The organism is Aeromonas sp. R2-1, assembly GCF_040908425.1.
In the GTDB taxonomy this organism is placed as follows: domain Bacteria; phylum Pseudomonadota; class Gammaproteobacteria; order Enterobacterales; family Aeromonadaceae; genus Aeromonas; species Aeromonas caviae.
The window spans coordinates 21,693-41,433 of record NZ_JBFODR010000054.1 but is presented as its reverse complement, the minus strand read 5'-3'; the positions used below and the strand labels follow the sequence as shown (position 1 = coordinate 41,433).

The following is a 19,741-nucleotide window of genomic DNA, read 5'->3' as shown; positions in this document are numbered from 1 at the left end:
TTATTCCCCCTGACCGGCAAACAGCTTGGGGATCTCCCGCACCAGCCAGCTCTTGGCCTTGCCCATGGTGTCCCGCCGCCAGGCCAGCACGACCTGGATCTGGTGGCGATATTCGGGACTGATCACCTTGAGTCTGCCCGCCTTGATGTCCTCCTCAATCCAGCGTTGCGGCATGGTGCCGATGCCGAGCCCCGCCAGCAGGGCGTCCCGCTTCTCCCCCATGGTGCTGACGGTCAGGCGCGGCTGCTTGTCGAGCAGGCGGTAGGTGAGCACCGGCTTGCGCAGTGCCGTGTCGGCCACCGCGATGGCGCGATAGCGGCGCAGGGTCTCGTCCGCCAGGGGCTCGGGTTCCTGATGCAGGGGGTGATCGGGATGGGCGACGTAGAGCATCACCTCCTCCCTGAGCACCTGGTGCTTGATGCCGGTCATGGCGATATCGGCATTGAGGGAGGAGATGAGCAGGTCGGCGCGGCCATCCTCCAGGCACTCCCAACTGCCCGCCAGCACCTCGGCGCGAAACCTCAGCCGGGTATCGGTCTGTTCGGCCAGCCGATCCACCAGGGGGTAGAGAGCCTGTACCGGCATCAAGGCATCGACGGCGATGGTGATGTCGGTCTCCCAGCCACGGGAGAGGGCCCGGGTCTCCCCCACCAGGTGCTCGGCCGCCTCCAGCAGCACCCGGCCCCGCTCCAGCAGCATGCGGCCCGCCGGGGTGAACTTGGTCCTGTGGCCGCTGCGGTCGAACAGCATGGCGTCCAGCTCGTCTTCCAGCTTTTGTACCGTGTAGCTCAGCGCCGAAGGCACCTTGCCCAGCTCGTCGGCCGCCGCCGCGAAGCTGCCACGACGGTCGATGGCGTCCAGCACCCGGATCGCCTCCAGGGTCAGCGCCCGCTCCTTGTTCGATTCCTTGGCCATATCCAACCTTCAATTTTTTTGAATGTGTTTACCAGATTATCTCGCTAACAAGTTAGGGGAAGTCACTTTAATATTCAATCAACGCTTAGGCAGGAACGCCTGGCAGCCAAATAAAAGGTAGTTCCGGGCTGAGACATCCCCAAACACGATGTCTGATGTCAGCAAAAGAACAACATAGTATTTGAATGATCTCTTGCATGGATGCATTGATTCGGGCCCAAGGGGCCTTGGCAATGACATAAAACCCAAGAGAGTGAATGAACATGAAAAACGTAATCAAGATGCTGGCCGTTGCAGGCCTGATGACCGCAGGTGCCGCCCAGGCTGCCGTTCCCGCTGACTTCAATGCCGCCCCGGGCGTGCTGTTCGTCAACTGGAGCGCCACCGCCGCGATGGACGGCAAGGCCAACCCCATGCTGGAGGTGCGCGACGAGTCCGGTGATCTGCTGGCTTCCGTCCACGCCAACCTGATGGGCACCCAGCAGGTCGCCATCCCGAGCCGCACCCAGGGCAACCTGACGGTGAGCCTGGGCAACGAAAGCAGCAGCTACCGCATCCCCTTCGGTCTGGGTGACGGTCGCCAGCGTTAATGAACCAACTTGGTCAGTGAGGAGCACACCATGATGAAATTGAGAGCCGCAGAAGCACGGGGCAAGGCCAACTTTGGCTGGCTGGATGCCCGTCACAGCTTCTCCTTCGGTCACTACTATGACCCGGAATGGATGGGACACTCTGCCCTGCGGGTCATCAATCAGGATCGGGTGGCGCCGGGTGGCGGTTTCGCGACCCACCCTCACGCCAACATGGAGATCCTCACCTGCGTGCTGCAAGGCACCATAGAGCACAAGGACAGCCTCGGCCACGCCGAGCAGATCCCGGCGGGGGATTTCCAGCTGATGAGCGCAGGGTCCGGTATCCGGCACAGCGAGTACAACCCCTCGCAGACCGAGCCGCTCTCCCTGCTGCAAATCTGGATCGAGCCGAATGAACACGGCACGACCCCGGGTTATCAGCAGAAGAAGATTGAAAACAAGCCCGGGATGACGCTGGTGGCGTCACCGGACGGCGAGGCGGGATCCTTCAGGATCCGCCAGCAGGCCAGAGTGTGGCGTCTGCAGCTCGCAGAAGGGGAGACCCTCGAGTGGGCATTGCAAGGGCGTCATGGTTACCTGCACATGATTTCAGGGGAGCTGACCGGCAACGGTCTGGCTGCCCGACCCGGCGACGGGCTGCTCAGCCGCGATGAGTCGAGCTGGGTGCTCACCGCCTCCAGGGGGAGTGAAGCCCTGCTGTTTGACCTGCCTTGATAGAAAAATCTTGGCGAAATGAATGAGTTAACAATTAGCTTTTACACTGTAAATACCATGATGGTAAGCAAAGGAATATGACGATGGACAAGATGAAAGATGTGGCACTGCTGGTGGGTCGTGTACTGCTGGCGCTGATGTTCGTGATGGCTGGTTGGGGCAAGATCGGCGGTTACGCCGGTACCCAGGGTTACATGGAAGCCATGGGCGTGCCCGGGTTCATGCTGCCCCTGGTGATCCTGCTGGAGCTGGGTGGCGGTCTTGCCATCATGCTGGGCCTGTTTACCCGCAGCCTCTCCGTGCTGCTGGCCGGTTTCACCCTGATGGCCGCCTTCATCTTCCACTATCAGCCTGCCGAGCAGATGCAGATGCTGATGTTCATGAAGAACGTCTCCGTGGCCGGTGGTTTCCTGGCCCTGGCGGCGGCCGGTGCAGGGGCTTTCAGCCTGGATGCCCGCCTCGGCAAGCACTGGTAATACCCTGACGTTTCAAGTTTTCCAACGCCTTTTGGCCGGTGCCCTGCACCGGCTTTTTTGTGCCCGCTTCCCGGGGATGTCATCGGTGTGACGGCGCGCAGTCCGGAGGCCACAAGTGCCTTTTGCATCTTATCCCCCGATCCCCGACAATCCCGATTCGCGTGCCGTGACGGGAATGCCAGAGAGTGTCCCCCCGCGCACCCCCTCTTCATGAAATTGGCGGGAGTCGTCCATGTTTACCCTCTACCACTCCAATCAGCTGGATCTGCTCAAGGAGCTGCTGGTGAGCCGCATCCGGCAGGCTCCGCTCTCCCACCCCTTCGAGCGGGAGCAGATCCTGGTGCAGAGTCCCGGCATGGCCCAGTGGCTCAAGCTGGAGCTGGCCAAGGCGTTCGGCATCGCCGCCAACATCGACTTTCCCCTGCCCGCGAGTTTCATCTGGGAGATGTTTACCCGGGTGCTGGCGGACGTGCCCCGCCAGAGCCCCTACAACAAGGGGGCCATGAGCTGGCACCTGATGACCATTCTGCCCACTCTGCTCGGCAGACCCGCCTTTGCGCCCCTCGCGGCCTATCTGGGGGGCAGTGACGGGGCGGCGCCGGAGCAGGTGCGGCTCTGGCAGCTCTGCCAGAAGGTGGCGGATCTGTTCGACCAGTATCTGGTCTACCGGCCGGACTGGATCGCCCGCTGGGAAGAGGGGGAAGGATTGAGCCAGGAGCTGGCCGGGGTGAGCGGTCAGGATTGGCAGCCCGAGCTCTGGCGCGAGCTGGTGGCCCGCACCCTGGCCCTCAGCCCCAGCGGCTACCACCGCGCCAACCTCTACGAGGCCTTCATCCACGAGCTGGAGCGCACCCGGGATCTGCCGGGCAGGCTGCCGCAACGGGTCTTCGTGTTCGGCATCTCGGCCCTGCCGCCCCGCTACGTGGAGGCCCTGCTGGCCCTCGGCAGCCGCCCCGAGGTGGAGGTGCACCTCTTTGTGACCAACCCCTGCCGCTACTACTGGGGGGACTTGCTCGATCGCAAGACCCTGGCGCGCCTCGAAAACAAGCTCAAGCCCGGCACGGATCTCGAGACCCTGCAGGGTCCCGCCAACCCCTTGCTCGCCTCCATGGGCAAGCTGGGGCGCGACTACCTGCACCAGCTGATGGAGCTGGAGGTGCCGCAGATCGAGGCCTTCGTCGACATCGAGGATCGCGACGATGAGGGCAAGGTCAACTTGCTGCGGGCCATCCAGAAAGACGTGCTGGAGCTGGCGGAACGGGGGGCCGGCGAGTTCAGTCTCGATGCCAGCCACCACAAGAGCCCTGTCAGCCTGGATGACGGCACTTTGCAGATCCACGCCTGCCACGGCCCCATGCGGGAGCTCGAGGTGCTGCACGACCGGCTGCTGGCCCTGTTCGAGCAGGATCCCACCCTCACCCCCAAAGACGTGGTGGTGATGATGCCGGACGTCAACAGCTACGGCCCCTACATCCAGGCCGTCTTTGGCAAGGAGGGCGGCAAGGGGCGGGGCGGGGCCCGCGGCCAGATCCCCTTTGCGATCTCCGATCGGGCGGCGAGCCAGGAGAGCCCGCTGCTGCAAAGTTTCCTCGCCCTGCTCAGGCTGCCGAACGCCCGCTTCGGGGCGGGGGAGCTGCTCGCCATCCTGGAGGTGCCCGCCGTGCTGCGCCGCTTCGAGCTGGACGACGACGAGTTCAACGTGCTGCGGCGCTGGGTGCAGGAGACCGGCATCCGCTGGGGGCTGGATGACGACTATCCCGAGCGCTTCGCGCTGCCGCGTCTGTCCGGCAACAGCTGGCTGTTCGGCCTGAGGCGCATGCTGCTGGGCTTTGCCATGGGGGACGGGGAGCCGGTGGCGGGGATCCTGCCCTATGCGGACATCGAGGGGCAGCAGGGGCTGATCCTCGGCAAGCTCGCCTGGTTCGTCGACTCCCTGGCGGAGTTTCTGCCCCGGCTGCAACAGGCGCAGCCGCTGGCCGAGTGGCACGCCTGCCTGCTGGCGCTGCTGGAGCGCTTCTATCTCGCCGACGAGGATGAAGAGCGCCAGCTCCAGCTCATCCGCAGCCAGCTCACCGACTGGCAGGCCCAGCTCGGCGAGGCCCGCTTCGAGCAGGCCATCAGTGCCGACCTGTTGCAGGACTACCTCGGCAGCGTGCTGGGGGAGTCCCGCTCCAGCCAGCGCTTCCTCGCCGGTCAGGTCAATTTCTGCACCCTGATGCCGATGCGCTCCATCCCCTTCCGCCAGGTCTGCCTGCTCGGCATGAACGACGGCGTCTACCCGCGCACCCTGCCTCCCATGGGCTTCGATCTGATGGCGGTGGCCTCGCGGCGCGGGGACCGATCCCGCCGGGATGACGACCGCTACCTCTTCCTCGAGGCGCTCCTCAGTGCCCAGCAGGGGCTCTACATCAGCTATCAGGGGTTCAGCGCCCAGGACAACAGCGAGAAGGTGCCCTCCGTGCTGCTGGCGGAGCTCATCGACTATGTGCGCCAGGGCTTCGTGCTGGCGGGGGATGAAGATCTCGACGACGACACCTCGGGCCGGCGGCTGCTCGAACACCTGATCGTGGCGCACCCCCTCACCCCCTACAGCCCGGCCTACTTTTACCCCGAACCCGGCTCCGGTCTCTTCACCTATGCCGCCGACTGGCTGCCGGCCCTGAGCCCGGAGCGGGGTGCCGCCAACTTCCAGAGCGGCGATCTGCCCCTGCCCGCGGAGTGGGGCAGGGAGCAGGGGCTGGAGCTGGCGGAGCTGCTGCGCTTCTATCGCCAGCCCGCCAGGTACTTCCTCAACCGCCGCCTCAAGGTGTGGTTCGAGCTGGAGGAGGCGACCATCGAAGACAGCGAGCCCTTCGAGCTGGACGGCCTGCAGCACTATCAGCTCAAGGCGCTGCTGCTGGATGCCCATCTGACCGAGGGGGAGAGCGAGGCCCGTCGCCACCGGCTGCAACTCTCCGGCCTGCTGCCGCAAGGGTGGTTCGGCAGCCTGCTGCTGGAGGAGATCGACGGCGATATGGGCAAGCTGGCGGCGCGGCTGCGCCCCTGGACGGGGGACAAACAGGCGGTGGAGATCGACATCGCCCTGGCCCAGGGGCAGCTTCAGGGCTGGATAGACACCCAGAAGGGACGAGCGCTGGTGGTCAAACCCGGCAGCTTCAACGGCAAGGATCTGCTGCTGGCCTGGATCCAGCACCTTTGCCTCTCATTGAGCAGCGCCCCCGGCGACACCCTGCTGTTCGATGCCAAACAGAGTCTGCGGCTGCCAAGGCTTGCGGCGGACGAGGCGCGGCCCAGGTTGGCGGCCCTGGTGGCCCTCTGGACCCAGGGGATGAAGCGGCCGCTGCCCTTCTTCCCGAGCACCGCCTGGGAGTGGCTCAGGGCGATCGAGAAGGATCCGGCAAAGCCGGAGGAGGCCGACAAGGCGGCACTTGCCCGCTTCAACGGCGGCTACATGGTGACGGGAGAGGGGCAGGATGTCTATGTCGCCCGCTGCTTCCCGGAACTCGATGACGAGGTGCTGGCCCAGTTGCAGGGGCTGGCCCGTGAACACCTGACCCCGCTCCATCAGGCGCTGGAGGAGTTGCAATAATGGCTAACCCGCTTAATCCCCTGCGTTTTCCCCTCTATGGCGAGCGGCTGATCGAGGCCTCCGCCGGGACCGGCAAGACCTATACCATCGCGGGCCTCTATCTGCGCCTCTTGCTGGGCCACGGCCCGGTTATCGAACAAGCAGGCGAGGAGGGGGGAGACGCCGGTCAGCCCTGTGCCCACGAGCGGCCCCTGTCGGTGACCGAGATCCTGGTGGTGACCTTTACCGAGGCGGCCACCGCCGAACTGAGGGGGCGGATCCGCGCCCGCATCCACGAGGCGCGTCTCGCCTTTATGCGCGGCCACAGCACGGACACCCTGCTGGCCCAACTGCTGGCGGAGGTGGAGGATCACGACCTGGCGGCCCGTCGCCTGCTGGCCGCCGAGCGGCAGATGGACGAGGCGGCGGTCTTCACCATCCACGGCTTCTGCCAGCGGATGCTCAGGCAGAACGCTTTCGAGTCGGGCGCCCTCTTTGAAACCGAATTTTTGACCGACGACAGCCGGCTCCGGCTGCAGGCGGTGAGTGACTACTGGCGCGCCGAGTTCTATCCGGTGGATCAGCCCCTGGCCCGGGCGGTGCGAAGGCTCTGGCCGAGCCCCGCCGCCCTGCTGCGGGAGATGGGGAGCTGGCTCGACAACGACGAGCTGGAGATCCGCCCGGTGGCGGGGGACGAGACCCTGGCGGCGCGGCACAGCGTCGCCATGGCCCGCATCGGGGCGGTGAAAGCCGGGTGGCTGGCGCAGACGGACGAGATCCGCCGCCAGACCGAGGGGCAGATCAGCCGTTACACCGGCAAGAACTATGAGGGCTGGCTTGCCAAGATTGGCGACTGGGCGCAGGACGAGACCAGCGGCTACGTCCTCCCCAAGGAGCTGGAGCGCTTCGGCCAGCAGGCGCTGGAGGAGAACCTCAAGAAGGGGGGAACGGTGCCCACCCTGCCGCTCTTTGGCGAGATAGACGCCCTGCTGGCGAGCCGACCCGGCATCCGGGATCTCGTCTTGCAGCGGGCGGCCAGGGTGGTGCGCAGCCGGATGCAGGAGAGCAAGCGCCAGGCCCATCAGCTCTCCTTCGACGATCTGCTGCGGGATCTCGACGGGGCGCTCGGCTCGGGCCTGGGGGAGCGGCTGTGCGAGCGCATCCGCACCACCTACCGGGTCGCCATGATCGATGAATTCCAGGATACCGACCCCCAGCAGTACCGCATCTTCCATCGCCTTTACGGCGGTCACCAGGACACGGCGCTCCTGATGATCGGCGACCCCAAGCAGGCCATCTACGGCTTTCGTGGCGCGGACATCTTCACCTACATCCAGGCGCGGCGAAATGTGAGCGCCCACTACACCCTGGGGCGCAACTGGCGCTCAAGCCGCGCCCTGGTGGCGGCGGTCAACGGCCTGTTCGAGCGGGCGAAGGATCCCTTCATCTACGAGGCGGACATCCCCTTCCTGCCGGTGGAGGCGCAGGGCAAGAGCCGGGCACTGCTGATCGAGGGGCAGAGCGCCCCCGTGCTGCACTGCTGGCAGCTCACCGGTCAGCCCACCTTCAACAAGGGGGAGTACCAGAGCAGGATGGCCCGCGCCACGGCGGCGGAGATCCATCGCCTGCTCACGCTGGCCCGGGAGGGCAAGGCGATGCTCGGCAGCGAGCCGGTCAGGGCCGGGGATATCGCCGTGCTGGTGCGCACCGGCGCCGAGGGCAAGCTGGTGCAGCAGGAGCTGGCGCGCCTTGCCATCGCCTCCGTCTATCTGTCGAACCGCGAGAGCGTGCTGGCCCAGGTGGAGGCGCGGGAGATCCTGCTGATCCTGCATGCCTGCCAGAACCCGAGCGATGAGCGAAGCCTTAGGGCGGCGCTCGCCACCGGCCTGTTCGATCTCGATGCCAGGGCCCTGGACGCGCTGGCCTCGGACGAGCGGGCCTGGGAGAGCGCGGTGCAGGAGTTCATGGGATACCGCGCGGTCTGGCATCGCCACGGGGTGCTGGCCATGCTGCGGGCCCTGATGCACGGGCGCAACCTCGCCGCCTCCCTGCTGGCGAGCCCCTACGGGGAGCGGCGGCTGACCAACTTCCTCCATCTCGGCGAGCTGCTGCAACAGGCGAGCGGCGAGCTGGACGGGGAGTACGCCCTGCTGCGCTGGCTCGGGGAGGCGGTGAGCCAGCCCAACGGCCAGGACGGGGAGCAGATACTTCGCCTGGAGTCCGAGCGCAAGCTGGTGCAGATCGTCACCATCCACAAATCCAAGGGGCTGGAGTACCCGCTGGTCTTCCTGCCGTTCATTTGCAGCCACCGCGCCGCCGACACCCCCCTGTTCCACGAAACGGGGGAGGCGGGCAATCGCACCGTGCTCGATCTCACCGGCGCCGAGGAGTCCCTGGCCGAGGCCGACAAGGAGCGCCTCGCCGAAGACTTGCGCCTGCTCTACGTGGCCCTGACCCGGGGGGTCTATGCCACCTGGCTCGGGCTGGCGCCGGTGCGCTCCGGGGCGGGCAAGTCGGAGAAGACCGACCTGCACCGCACCGCCATCGGCTACCTGCTGCAAAAGGGGGAGGAGGGGGACGCCGGGACACTGGCGACCGCCCTCACCGACCTGGCCCAGGCCCTGCCGGGGGTGGCCGTCGGTGAGCCCTCGCTCACCCGCCCGGCCCCGCTGCCCGCCGAAGCGGAGAAGCCGGGGGAGCCCACCGTGCGCGCGTTCCAGGGGCAGCTTGAGCGGGACTGGTGGATCAGCTCCTACTCCGGGCTCGCGGCCCAGGGCAACGGCCACGGCAAGGGGGTGCTGGCCAACCCCGGCTTCGACGACGAGGTGGCCACCGAGGCTGCCGTCACCGTGCAGGAAGAGGAGGCGCCTGCCCCTTCCATCTTCACCTTCCCCAAGGGGGCGCGTCCCGGCACCCTGCTCCACAGCCTGTTCGAGACCATCGACTTCGAGCACGCGAAGGGCGAGTCGCTGGCACAGCACATCGCCGCCCTACTGACCCAGGAGGGGTTCGACGAAGGCTGGGCCCCCGTGCTGCAACAGCAGGTGGAGGCGGTGCTGGATACCCCCCTTGAGACCGGCCTTGGGGATCCGGTGCGGCTGCGGGATCTGGCCCCCGAGCGCAAACAGGTGGAGCTGGAGTTCTTCCTGCCCATGGGGCGGGTGACGGCACCGGCGCTCACCGCACTCTGCCAGCAGCACGACCCCCTGTCGCGGGGCGGCAAGCCGCTCGGTTTTGCCACCGTGCAGGGGATGCTCAAGGGCTTCATCGACCTGGTGTTCGAGTGGCAGGGGCGCTGGTATCTGCTCGACTACAAATCGAACCACCTTGGTATGAGCCCCGCCGATTACGGCCGCCCGGCCCTGGAGCGGGCCATGCGCGAGCATCGCTACGATCTGCAATACCAGCTCTATTCGCTGGCCCTGCATCGGCTGCTCGCCTTGCGGCTGCCGGGCTACGATTTCGACCGGCATTTTGGCGGGGTCTTCTATCTCTTCCTGCGCGGCATGCCCCAGGGGGGCATTTTCCATGCCCGGCCCAGCCGGGAACTGGTGCAGGGGCTGGACGAGTTGTTTAGTAAAGGTGTGACGTCTGACGATCATCGTTTAGAAAAATCGAACAAGGCAGAGGCATGAGGGGCGAGATGAAGGGCGAAACCATGATAGAGCGGCTGAAAGCCTTGGCGCTGGCGGGGCGCATCCGCCAGCTTGACCTGCAATTTGCCAGGCTGGTGGCCGACCTTGGCGGCAGCCCCGAGCTGGTGCTGGGGGCCGCGCTCGCCTGCCATGAGCTGGGGCGCGGCCATGTCTGCCTGCCGCTGGCGATGCTTGCTCAGGGCGGTGACGGGCAGGGATCCTCGCGCCCCTTCGGGCTGGATCCGGATCAGAGCCGGGATCTGCTGGCGGATCTCGCGGATCCCGCGAGCTGGCCCGCCCTCTTTGCGGCCAGCCCCCTGGTGGGGAGCGAACAGGAGGAGGGGGAGAGCCCCCGCTGGCCCCTGCGACTCTGGGGGGATCGCCTCTACCTCACCCGCTACCACGACTTTGAGCTGGGGGTGGCCCGCCACCTTAGCGCCTTGAGTGAACGGGCCGAATGGCCGGAGATTGCCCCGGCCCTGTCACGCCTCTTTGCCCGCGACTACGGCCTGGTGTTCGGGGCCCTGCTCAAGGCCCGCCTCGCACCGGACTTCTCCGTCCGCCACTTTGTGGAGAAGTACCTGGATCTGGTCTTCCCCCACGAGGTGGAGTGGCCCGCCGTGGAGACCCTGCTAAAGAGCGCCCAGGCGGCCAGCGAGCTGGAGCGGCTGGATACCCTGGTGCCCGAGGCGCTCTGCTGCAACGGCCAGAAGCTGGCGGCGGCCACGGCGGCGGCGCGCCCCTTCGCGGTCATCTCCGGCGGCCCCGGCACCGGCAAGACCACCACGGTGGCCAAGCTCCTCGCCATCCTGGTGGAGACCGGCCTGCAAGGGGGCAAGGCACCGGCGATCCGGCTGGTGGCCCCCACTGGCAAGGCGGCGGCGCGTCTGACCGAGAGTATCGGCGCTGCCCTGCAGGCCCTGGATCTGCCCCCCGAGTGGGTACAGGCCATCCCCACCGAGGCGGGCACCCTGCACCGGCTGCTCGGGGTGATCCCCGGGCGCAGCCAGTTCCGCCATCACAGAGGCAACCCGCTGCACCTCGACCTGCTGGTGGTGGACGAGGCTTCCATGGTGGACCTGCCCATGATGTCGCGCCTGCTGGATGCGCTGCCCCGCCACGCCCGCCTCATCCTGCTCGGCGACAAGGATCAGCTCGCCTCGGTGGAGGCGGGGGCCGTGCTCGGGGATATCTGCAGCTTTATCGAACAGGGCATCAGCCCCGCGCAGGCGGATTGGCTCTCCCGCCAGACCGGTTATCGCCTGCAAGGCACGCCAGCGGGGGCCAGCGTGCGCGACAGCCTCTGTTTGCTCTCCAAGAGCTGGCGCTTTGACCAGCATTCGGGCATCGGCCAGTTGGCGCGGGCCTGCAACAGCGGCGACGGGGCGGCGGTGGAGGCGGTCTGGAGCGCAGGATTTGGCGACATCCGCCTGCACCCCTGGGCGGGGGAGGCCTACAACGCCCTGATTGCCCAGGGGGTCGCCGGTTATGGCAGCTACCTCAAGGCGGCCCGGGCCGGCGAGGATCCGGCGGCGGTGTTCAAGGCGTTCAACGGCTTCCAGATCCTCTGCGCCCTGCGGGACGGCCCCTTCGGGGTGACGGGGCTCAACGAGCGGCTCGAACTGGCCCTCGCCAAGGCAGGGCTGATCCAGCGTGACGGCGACTGGTATGCGGGCCGCCCGGTGATGGTGGTGCGCAACGACCACGGGGTCGGCCTCTACAACGGCGACATGGGGCTCTGCCTGCCCGATGACTCCGGCCGCCTCAAGGTGTGGTTCGAGCAGCCGGACGGCACCCTGCGGGCCCTGCTACCCAGCCGGTTGCCCCCCCATGAGACGGTCTACGCCATGACCATCCACAAATCCCAGGGGTCGGAGTTTGCCCATACCGTGCTGGTGCTGCCCGACAGCCCCAGCCCGCTCCTGACTCGTGAGCTGGTCTACACCGGCATCACCCGCGCCAAGGCCCGCCTCGATCTCTACGGCGATCGTGCCCTGCTGGCTCAGGCGGTACGGAAAAAGACCGAGCGGTATTCGGGGTTGGCACAGAGGTTGGGGGAGTGATTGATGGCGGCGGTGAGGGGTTTTACTAGCCGATAATGCCTTGCTAATGATTGCTCGCTTTTTATTAAAGGGCATATACACACGCCAGTCAGCCATAGGAATGACGGATATCTGTGGCGACTGCGTCAGTGAATCTGGATTGGATGAGGGCATGATGGGACTGGTGCGATTGATGAATGCCACTAGGTGGGAAGAAATCCGGCTCGGTATGTATGCGCTGGGAGCTCTCTCTCCCAGGTGGCGTGTGCGGGACCTGCACAGCCGGTATCTATCTGATTGGGATGGGGAATGGTTCTATCACTTTAAAGTGGGTGGCTACGAGCATATCGAGTGGCTGGAAATAGAAACCACGTCGCCTGAGCAGACCTCAGCCGTGCAGGAGGTGTTGCTACAGGTGCGGGTGCCCGGAGAGCGGATCGGGAATGTATTTCGGGTCTACGGCTATGCTCCGCTCGGTAAACCGATGGACTACTTGGAGTTAACCAGCATTTGAACACCGATGCGGGAGCCCTGATGACTCGAGGGATATGGAAAAAGACCGAACATTATTCTAAATTGGCGGGGAGGTCGGGATAATACATAGAGCAGTAATTTTAGCCTAGTGACGGTGGCGGTATTTTCAGCCTTCAAAAAGCGGTTCAACTTCAAGGTCCCGTATATGTCTGGTATTTAAACAACCTCAGGTGAACTTTTGCGAGTAACTCAAGGAGGCCTGATTTTAAAGTAGGTGTTGCACTACAGAGTATAATCCGCCAATTACGAGTATCTTTGGAGCCTTTTGATGGGGAAATTTTTTGAACCGTACCAAGCAGAAAATTGTTGTCTGTGCGGGTCGGGTAAATCTCTCACTGGAGAGCACAAAATAAAAGCTTCTGCTTTGCGAAAAATTTTCGGGAAGGATGTTATGTTTATCGGAAAATTCGATGGCGAAAGCATTCCTCGTTTGGCACAAGGCCCGAAGTCCCGAGCCTTCCACTTCTCTGCTCGGATGTGTTCCTTGTGTAATGGAACTCGTACACAAGCTGCTGACCATGAATTCGACCGGTTTCATGCTTTGGTCTTCTCATTTTTGTCAGAGGGTCGTGATCCTTCGTTAGTATTCAGCTTGCCACAATATACCTCTGGCTCAGAGGAGTACTTCAATGTATTTAGATACTTTTCCAAACTATTATGTTGCCATGTTGCTGAATCATGTGGCCCCCGTCCATTAGAAGCTTGCGATTTCGCCATAGGGCAGTCTAGGCGAAACATTATTTTTCTAAGAATTGATGCAGACCCGACCTATGAGGCATATCGCCATAAACTCGGAGAGTATAAATTCGCAGCGCACGGAGGGCTTATTGTTCATTTCGATTCAAAAACACAAATCCCCACAAGCTTTCAAAGTTCAATAAGCCTGGGCTCAGTGCGATATATATTTTCGGTTCACTTTGACGCAAACGTCGAAATGGAGCTGCGTGCATCTCATTATGCGTTCTGGCGAAAATGCGAGGCGGCATACCAAGAAGCCTTAAAAAATCCACTATCGGATGAGTCGAGACATGGCCTGAGTATTTAACTGTTGATCATCTCGTATGTTGAGTTTCGCAGGTTCAGCACCAACCTACCGATTTTGTAGGTTGTGGCTGAGCGTAGCGAAGCCCAACGTTTACCGCGTATTTTCTTTTTTCCGCCCCCTCATCCCCAGCCCTTCTCCTCCTTTTCTAATAAACGGGAGAGGGGAGCAAATACGCTGTCCGATTACGCTTCGCTAATCGAACCTACGTAGCTGCTACCTCGATTATTTGATTCGTCCAGACAGGGGCCGCTTGGTTGCTCCTCCCCCTGCCAAGGGGGAGGCGGGGAGGGGGTTATGGCCCCATCCATCAATCGGTACGGCACATCCCGACCCTCCCCTTGCAAAGGGGAGGGGGCAAAGCAGGTGGTTCACCGGCTGCGTGGCAGAGTGGCATCACTCGAACCGTCCTCCTGCCTTCAGGGGCGCCGAGCCGCCAAAAATAACGGGGCCCGAGGTGTCCCCCGGGCCCCGCAAGCAGATGGCGTGCTTAGATGCTGGATTTGACGCTGACGAACTCGGGGTAGGCATCGATGCCGCACTCGTGGACATCTACACCCATCATCTCTTCCTCTTCGCTGACCCGCAGGCCCATGGTGGCCTTGAGCAGGCTCCAGACCACGAGGGAGACGACAAAGACCCAGCCGAAGATGGTGGCAGCACCCAGCAACTGGGCACCGAAGGTGGCGCTCGTGTTGGAGAAGGGCACCACCATCAGGCCGAACAGGCCGCAGACGCCGTGTACCGAGATGGCACCGACCGGATCATCGATCTTCAGGCGATCGAAGGCGACGATGGCGTAGACCACCAGGGCACCAGCCAGGGCGCCGATCAGGCTGGCGAACAGCGGGCTGGGGGAGGCCGGGTCGGCGGTGATGGCGACCAGACCACCGAGGGCGCCGTTGAGGATCATGGTGAGATCCGCCTTGCCCCAGGTGAGCTTGCTGACCAGCAGGGCGCCGACCACACCGGCGGCCGCGGCGGCGTTGGTGTTGACGAACACGGTGCCGATGGCGGTGGCGTCAGCGGCGCTGGAGAGCGCCAGTTGGGAGCCACCGTTGAAGCCGAACCAGCCCATCCAGAGGATCAGGGTGCCCAGGGTCGCGAGCGGCAGGTTGGAGCCGGGGATGGGGTAGATCTCCCCTTGCTTGCCATATTTGCCGCGACGGGGGCCGAGCAGCAGCACGGCGGCCAGGGCAGCGGCAGCGCCCGCCATGTGGACGATGCCGGAGCCTGCGAAGTCGGAGAAGCCCGCCTCTTTCAGGAAGCCGCCACCCCAGCTCCAGTAGCCTTCCACGGGGTAGATGAAGCCGGTCATCACCACGCAGAACAGCAGGAAGGACCAGAGCTTCATCCGCTCTGCCACCGCACCTGAGATGATGGAGGTGGCGGTGGCGACGAACACCACCTGGAAGAAGAAGTCGGAGTGCAGGGAGTGGCCCGCGTCGTCCGCCTGGCTGCCCATCAGGCTGCCAAAGCTCGGCAGCCAGCCGCCGGCGCTGTTGTCCACGTACATGATGTTGTAGCCGACCAGCAGGAACATGATGCAGGCGATGGCATAGAGCAGGATGTTCTTGGTCAGGATCTCGGTGGTGTTCTTGGCGCGGACCAGGCCGGCTTCGAGCATGGCGAACCCGGCGGCCATCCACATGACCAGCACGCCGGAGATCAGCAGGTAGAAGGTGTCGAGTGCATAGCGCAGCTCGCTGACGGATGTGATCAACTCTTCCATGTCGTATTCCTCAGTTCCAGTCGTATCAAAGGGCGTCTGCGTCGGTCTCGCCGGTGCGGATGCGCACGGCGGCCTGCAGGTCATAAACGAAGATCTTGCCGTCACCTATCTTGCCGGTGTGGGCGGCCTTGCTGATGGCTTCGATGATCTGCTCGACGTTGTCGGCCAGGGTGGCGATCTCCAGCTTTACCTTGGGCAGGAAATCCACCTGGTATTCGGCACCCCGGTACAGCTCGGTGTGCCCCTTCTGGCGGCCAAACCCCTTGACCTCGGAAACCGTCAGCCCCTCGACGCCGAGGTTGGCGATGGCTTCGCGCACGTCGTCGAGTTTGAACGGCTTGATGATGGCGGTGATTAATTTCATGCAATATCCCCAATCCTTGTGGTTCACCCAGATAAAGGCAAATATTGCGCCAGAAAAGTATTTTTCTTTTTATTCATATAGTTACTTATTAATCGCAGCCCTGGTCAGCGAGGCTTGCCCAATATGGGCAGGGCTGCGCCAAAGGTGTGCACCGCCGTGGTGCAATCTGGCCGGCAGAAGAACGGAAGGGAGCGTGACGGCGCGCAAGACTCGAAAGTGTGCGGGCTGCTACTGTTGTTCAACAAGAGGGCAACCTGGCCGATAACCCGTCATGACGGGGTGTCGAGGCCAGTCGCCCCCTTGAAGGCTCGACCGGCAGGCCCGGTTTTCCCGCCAGGTCAACAAGCGGATCCGTGGCGCCGAGTAGCAGAACAAGGAAGGTTTTCATGCTGCATGACAATGAGATGACAAGGCAACCGGCCCTCGACGAGGCCGTGATGAGCGGCATGCTGGAGGTCGTGAGCGACGGTCTCTGGGACTGGAATGCCAACACCGGCTATGTCCATCGCTATCCCGGCTGGTATCAGATGCTGGGGTATGAGCCCCACTCCCTCGACAACACCGTCTTCACCTGGGAGAACCTGATCCACCCGGACGATCTGGCGCAGGTCATGGAGAGCTTCGATGCCTGCCTGAGTGGGCGGGCGGCGGACTACCGGGCCGAATACCGCTGCCGTTGCCGTAACGGTGACTACCTCTGGGTGGCGGATTGTGGCCGCATCGTCGCACGCAACCCGGACGGCAGTGTCGCCAGGATGGTGGGGGCACACCGCAACATCCACGCCCAGCGGGAACTCTACGCCAGGCTGGAGCTGCAAAACCGCACCCTGGAGCAGCAGGTGGCGCAGCGTACCGCCGAACTGGAGCGGCTCAACCAGGCATTGCAGTTCCAGGTGGAGGAAAACCGCCGCTTGGCGGAGACGGACTCCCTGACCGGCGCGGCCAGCCGCTATCGGCTGGAGCAGGCGGTGCGGCTGGAGCATGAGCGCGCCAAGCGCTTCAAGGAGCCCTTTGCCGTGATCGCCATGGACGTGGACGACTTCAAGCAGATCAATGATCGCCATGGCCACGGGGTGGGGGACCAGACTCTGATCGATATCGTGCAGCTGACTCGGGGCTGCATCCGCGAGATCGATCTGCTGGCCCGCTGGGGGGGTGACGAGTTCATGCTGGTGCTTCCCAATACCCGGTTGCCCGACGCCCGGGTGGTGGCCGAGAAGCTGAGGCAGCGCCTGAGCCATGCCAGGGTCAAGGGGATCGAGCCCGTGACCTTGAGTTTCGGGTTGGTGGAGTCCGACCCCGACGAGCAGGTGTCCCACCTGATGGCACGGGTCGACAGGGCGCTCTACCGGGCCAAGCTGGCGGGCAAGGACCAGCTCAGCGGCTGACAAGGGCACTGGTCGGAGCCGCTACGGGGCTGTTCCCCCCCGAATACGGCTTGACCAAGGGATTTTCTTGACTCCAATTCATCCCGCTGGTTTCATGCGCGCTCTTTTCATTCTTGCGAGATGTATCTTCATGAAAAAGTCCTTGCTGATTGCCCTGACCGCCCTGCCTCTGGTTGCCCACGCCGGCCTGATGGATTCCCTGACCGACACCGTGACCAGCAGCGTCACCAGCACCGCCAAAGAGATGGCTGGCAACGCCATGGACACCGCTTCCAACGAAGCGATCAAGAAGGCCCTGGACATCAAGGAAGGCGGCTCCAACAAGCAGGCCATCAAGGACAAGCTGGGCGCCCCGGCCAGCACCAAGACCGACGCCGGTCTGGAAGTGTGGACCTATGACCTGGACGCTCTGAACAAGGCCTCCCCGCTGCTGGCCGAGACCACCAAGTCCCTGCTGAAAGACTCCGAAGTGGCCCAGAAGAACGTGGTCATCAAGTTCGAAGGCGAGACCGTGAAGACCCTGAACCTGGCCAACAAGGCCTGAGTCCTGGAAAAGTGAATGAAAAAGGGGCCCGAGGGCCCCTTTTTGCTGTCTGGTGTTCAGGCTCACACCTTGAAGCGGTGTACCAGAGCCAGCAACTGGCGGTTGGACCCCAGCAGGGTGGCGGCGCTCTGCTCCGTGTTGCCGCCGTTCTCCACCAGGAGGTTCAGCATGTCGCGAATGCTCACCATGTTGCGGTTGATCTCCTCGGTCACCCGGCTCTGCTCCTCGGCAGCGGTGGCGATCTGGCTGCTGAGATCGTGGATCTGCACCACGGCGTCGGCCATGGTGTCGAGGCCGCCGGTGACCTGCCCCGTGGTGTCGGCCGCCGCCTGGCAGCTGCGCTTGGTCTGCTCCATGGCGAGCACGGCCTCGGCGACCCCCTGGGTGAGCCGTGACAACATGCTGCCCACTTCGGCGGTGCTGTTCTGGGTGCGTGCCGCGAGGGCGCGCACCTCGTCGGCCACCACCGCGAAGCCCCGGCCCTGTTCACCGGCCCGGGCCGCCTCGATGGCGGCGTTGAGCGCCAGCAGGTTGGTCTGGGCGGCGATGCCGCCGATCACCCCGAGCACGCTGCCGATCTGCTGGGCATCTTCCTGCATCTCCAGCACCTTGGCGGCGGCGAGATCCACCTCGTCGATGAGGGCCACCACGCTGGCGGAGGCCGATCCCACCACCTTGCGGGAGCTTGCCGCCTGACCGTTGGCGGCCTCGGTGAAGCTGGCGGAGTCGTTGGCGTGGCGGGCAACGCTGTCGGCGGTGGAGCTGAGTTCGTTGAGGGCGGTGACGACCTGATCGGTTTCGCTGGCGTGTTCTCCCAGGATCCGCCTGGCCTGCCCGGTCTGCTGATCGAGCTGGGCCAGCTCGCGGGTGATGAGGTCGGTGGCGGCGGTCACCTGCACCATCATCTGTTGCAGGAAGGCGATGAAGCGGTTGACCGACAGGGCGATGTTGTCCAGCTCGTCATGCCCTTTGACCTGGATGCGGGCGGTCAGATCGGCGTCGCCGGCGCTGAGGGCGTCGATGTTGAGCTTGAGGGTCTGCAGGCGGCTGCCAAGCTGGCTGATGGCCAGCACCATGAGCACGAACAGCAGCCCCGCCAGGGGGAGCTGGATGCTCGCCAGGGTGGCGAGCACATCCCGGCTGTCCTGGGTCAGGGTGCGGGTAGGCAGGGCGGCGGCCAGCAACCAGGGGGTCCCTTCGATGGCCTCCATCAGCAGGGTCTGTTCTTCACCCTGATCCTGGAAGGTGGTGCGCAGCTGCCCCTTGCTCGCATCCTGGCCCAGCAGGCCGCTGATGGCGAGGGCGAAGGGATAGTCAGCGTGGGCGGAGAGGTTGCCGAGCACCACATCCCCGGTCAGACGGGCGTTGCGGCTCAGGATCTTGCCGTCAGCCTCGATGATCATCACCTGACCGCCGATCTCCTGCTCTTTCTTGGCCACCAGGTCGTTGAAGAAGCCCAGGGTGACGTCTATGGTCGACACCCCGTAGAGGGCGCCATCCTGGTAGATCCCCATGGCGCAGTTGGTTCTCGGCTGCTGGCTCGCGCCATCCTTGTAGGCGGCGGCCCAGGCACAGACGCCACGGGGCGCCTGCTGACCGGCCTTGTGCCAGGGCTGATCGAAATAGTTGGGCGCCTCTGCCGAGTTCCAGTAGGTGTTGGGAATGAGGGCGTTGGACGCATCCCTGTGGAAGAAGGTGCTGAACTTGGCGCGTCCCGCCTCCCGCTTGTCCGGCAGGGGCCAGATGCCGCCACCGAAGACCATGCCGTTGCCGTACTGGTCGATGAGGGCCGGGAGCTGGGCATCTATCTGCTCGCTCGGCAGTTGTGCCACCAGCTGGGTGATGCTGCGCGACTGGGTCTGCACCCCGTTGAGCTGGTCACGGATGTCGGTCGCTATCTCGCCGACCCGCAGCGCCACGTTCTCCTCCCCCGCTTTTTGCAGGGCGGGGGTGATCCAGATCTGGATGCCGATCACCGTCAGGGCGCACACCAGCGCCATGAAGCCCAGAAAAACGGCGGTATAGCGCCCCTTGATTGTGCCCAGATTCCATCCCATAACGACTCCTGTCCACTGTGTCCGGGATCGTGCCCGCGTCTGTTGTGTGAGGGGCCATTATGATTTATTTCGAAAGTAAAACGTTTGTTATCGCTCACATAACATGATGCGGCCAGGCAGGAAAAGGTGAAAAACTG

General features: G+C 64.0%; 14 protein-coding genes. 10 read left to right on the top strand and 4 right to left on the bottom strand.

Annotated elements, in window-relative coordinates:
- Nucleotides 1-915: a LysR family transcriptional regulator gene (locus tag AB5Y80_RS19695; RefSeq protein ID WP_010675912.1), complete on the bottom strand. Its 915-nt coding sequence runs from the start codon at nucleotides 913-915 to the stop codon at nucleotides 1-3.
- A 257-nt stretch (nucleotides 916-1,172) separates the two neighbouring features.
- On the opposite strand from AB5Y80_RS19695, the gene AB5Y80_RS19690 reads away from it, so the two are divergent.
- The 8 genes from AB5Y80_RS19690 to AB5Y80_RS19655 all read left to right on the top strand — a co-directional run bounded on the left by AB5Y80_RS19690 (nucleotide 1,173) and on the right by AB5Y80_RS19655 (nucleotide 13,522).
- Nucleotides 1,173-1,505 (top strand): hypothetical protein, encoded by a 333-nt coding sequence (locus AB5Y80_RS19690; protein ID WP_039040128.1) that lies wholly within the window; start codon nucleotides 1,173-1,175, stop codon nucleotides 1,503-1,505.
- A 30-nt stretch (nucleotides 1,506-1,535) separates the two neighbouring features.
- Entirely contained in the window at nucleotides 1,536-2,222 is a 687-nt protein-coding gene (locus tag AB5Y80_RS19685; RefSeq protein WP_010675910.1) for a pirin family protein, read from the top strand.
- 83 nt (nucleotides 2,223-2,305) lie between these two features.
- Nucleotides 2,306-2,698: a DoxX family protein gene (locus AB5Y80_RS19680; protein ID WP_010675909.1), complete on the top strand. Its 393-nt coding sequence runs from the start codon at nucleotides 2,306-2,308 to the stop codon at nucleotides 2,696-2,698.
- Nucleotides 2,699-2,930: 232 nt separating this feature from the next.
- Entirely contained in the window at nucleotides 2,931-6,287 is a 3,357-nt protein-coding gene (gene recC / locus AB5Y80_RS19675; RefSeq protein ID WP_368173423.1) for an exodeoxyribonuclease V subunit gamma, read from the top strand.
- Nucleotides 6,287-9,901 (top strand): exodeoxyribonuclease V subunit beta, encoded by a 3,615-nt coding sequence (gene recB, locus AB5Y80_RS19670; protein WP_368173422.1) that lies wholly within the window; start codon nucleotides 6,287-6,289, stop codon nucleotides 9,899-9,901. Before recC ends, recB begins: the two co-directional genes overlap by 1 nt.
- 8 nt (nucleotides 9,902-9,909) lie before the next feature.
- On the top strand, nucleotides 9,910-11,964 hold the full coding sequence (recD, locus tag AB5Y80_RS19665) for an exodeoxyribonuclease V subunit alpha (protein WP_368173421.1): 2,055 nt from the start codon (nucleotides 9,910-9,912) through the stop codon (nucleotides 11,962-11,964).
- Between the two features lie 151 nt (nucleotides 11,965-12,115).
- Entirely contained in the window at nucleotides 12,116-12,457 is a 342-nt protein-coding gene (locus AB5Y80_RS19660; protein WP_368173420.1) for a DUF6678 family protein, read from the top strand.
- Between the two features lie 288 nt (nucleotides 12,458-12,745).
- Entirely contained in the window at nucleotides 12,746-13,522 is a 777-nt protein-coding gene (locus tag AB5Y80_RS19655) for a hypothetical protein (protein WP_168968635.1), read from the top strand.
- A gap of 487 nt (nucleotides 13,523-14,009) precedes the next feature.
- Here the strand turns inward: AB5Y80_RS19655 and AB5Y80_RS19650 are convergent, their stop codons facing one another.
- The gene (locus AB5Y80_RS19650; protein ID WP_042864817.1) at nucleotides 14,010-15,251 is read right to left on the bottom strand and encodes an ammonium transporter; all 1,242 of its coding nucleotides are present in this window, start codon (nucleotides 15,249-15,251) and stop codon (nucleotides 14,010-14,012) included.
- A 25-nt stretch (nucleotides 15,252-15,276) separates the two neighbouring features.
- The gene (glnK, locus tag AB5Y80_RS19645; RefSeq protein ID WP_010675904.1) at nucleotides 15,277-15,615 is read right to left on the bottom strand and encodes a P-II family nitrogen regulator; all 339 of its coding nucleotides are present in this window, start codon (nucleotides 15,613-15,615) and stop codon (nucleotides 15,277-15,279) included.
- Between the two features lie 386 nt (nucleotides 15,616-16,001).
- Between glnK and AB5Y80_RS19640 the strand changes: the two genes are divergently transcribed.
- Both AB5Y80_RS19640 and AB5Y80_RS19635 read left to right on the top strand, forming a co-directional pair.
- Nucleotides 16,002-17,003: a sensor domain-containing diguanylate cyclase gene (locus AB5Y80_RS19640; RefSeq protein WP_048209682.1), complete on the top strand. Its 1,002-nt coding sequence runs from the start codon at nucleotides 16,002-16,004 to the stop codon at nucleotides 17,001-17,003.
- A gap of 130 nt (nucleotides 17,004-17,133) precedes the next feature.
- Nucleotides 17,134-17,547: a hypothetical protein gene (locus AB5Y80_RS19635; protein ID WP_010675902.1), complete on the top strand. Its 414-nt coding sequence runs from the start codon at nucleotides 17,134-17,136 to the stop codon at nucleotides 17,545-17,547.
- A gap of 62 nt (nucleotides 17,548-17,609) precedes the next feature.
- On the opposite strand, the gene AB5Y80_RS19630 is transcribed toward AB5Y80_RS19635, so the two are convergent.
- Nucleotides 17,610-19,604, bottom strand: coding sequence for a methyl-accepting chemotaxis protein (locus AB5Y80_RS19630; protein WP_368173419.1), 1,995 nt, complete (start codon nucleotides 19,602-19,604; stop codon nucleotides 17,610-17,612).
- Nucleotides 19,605-19,741 lie beyond the last annotated feature (137 nt).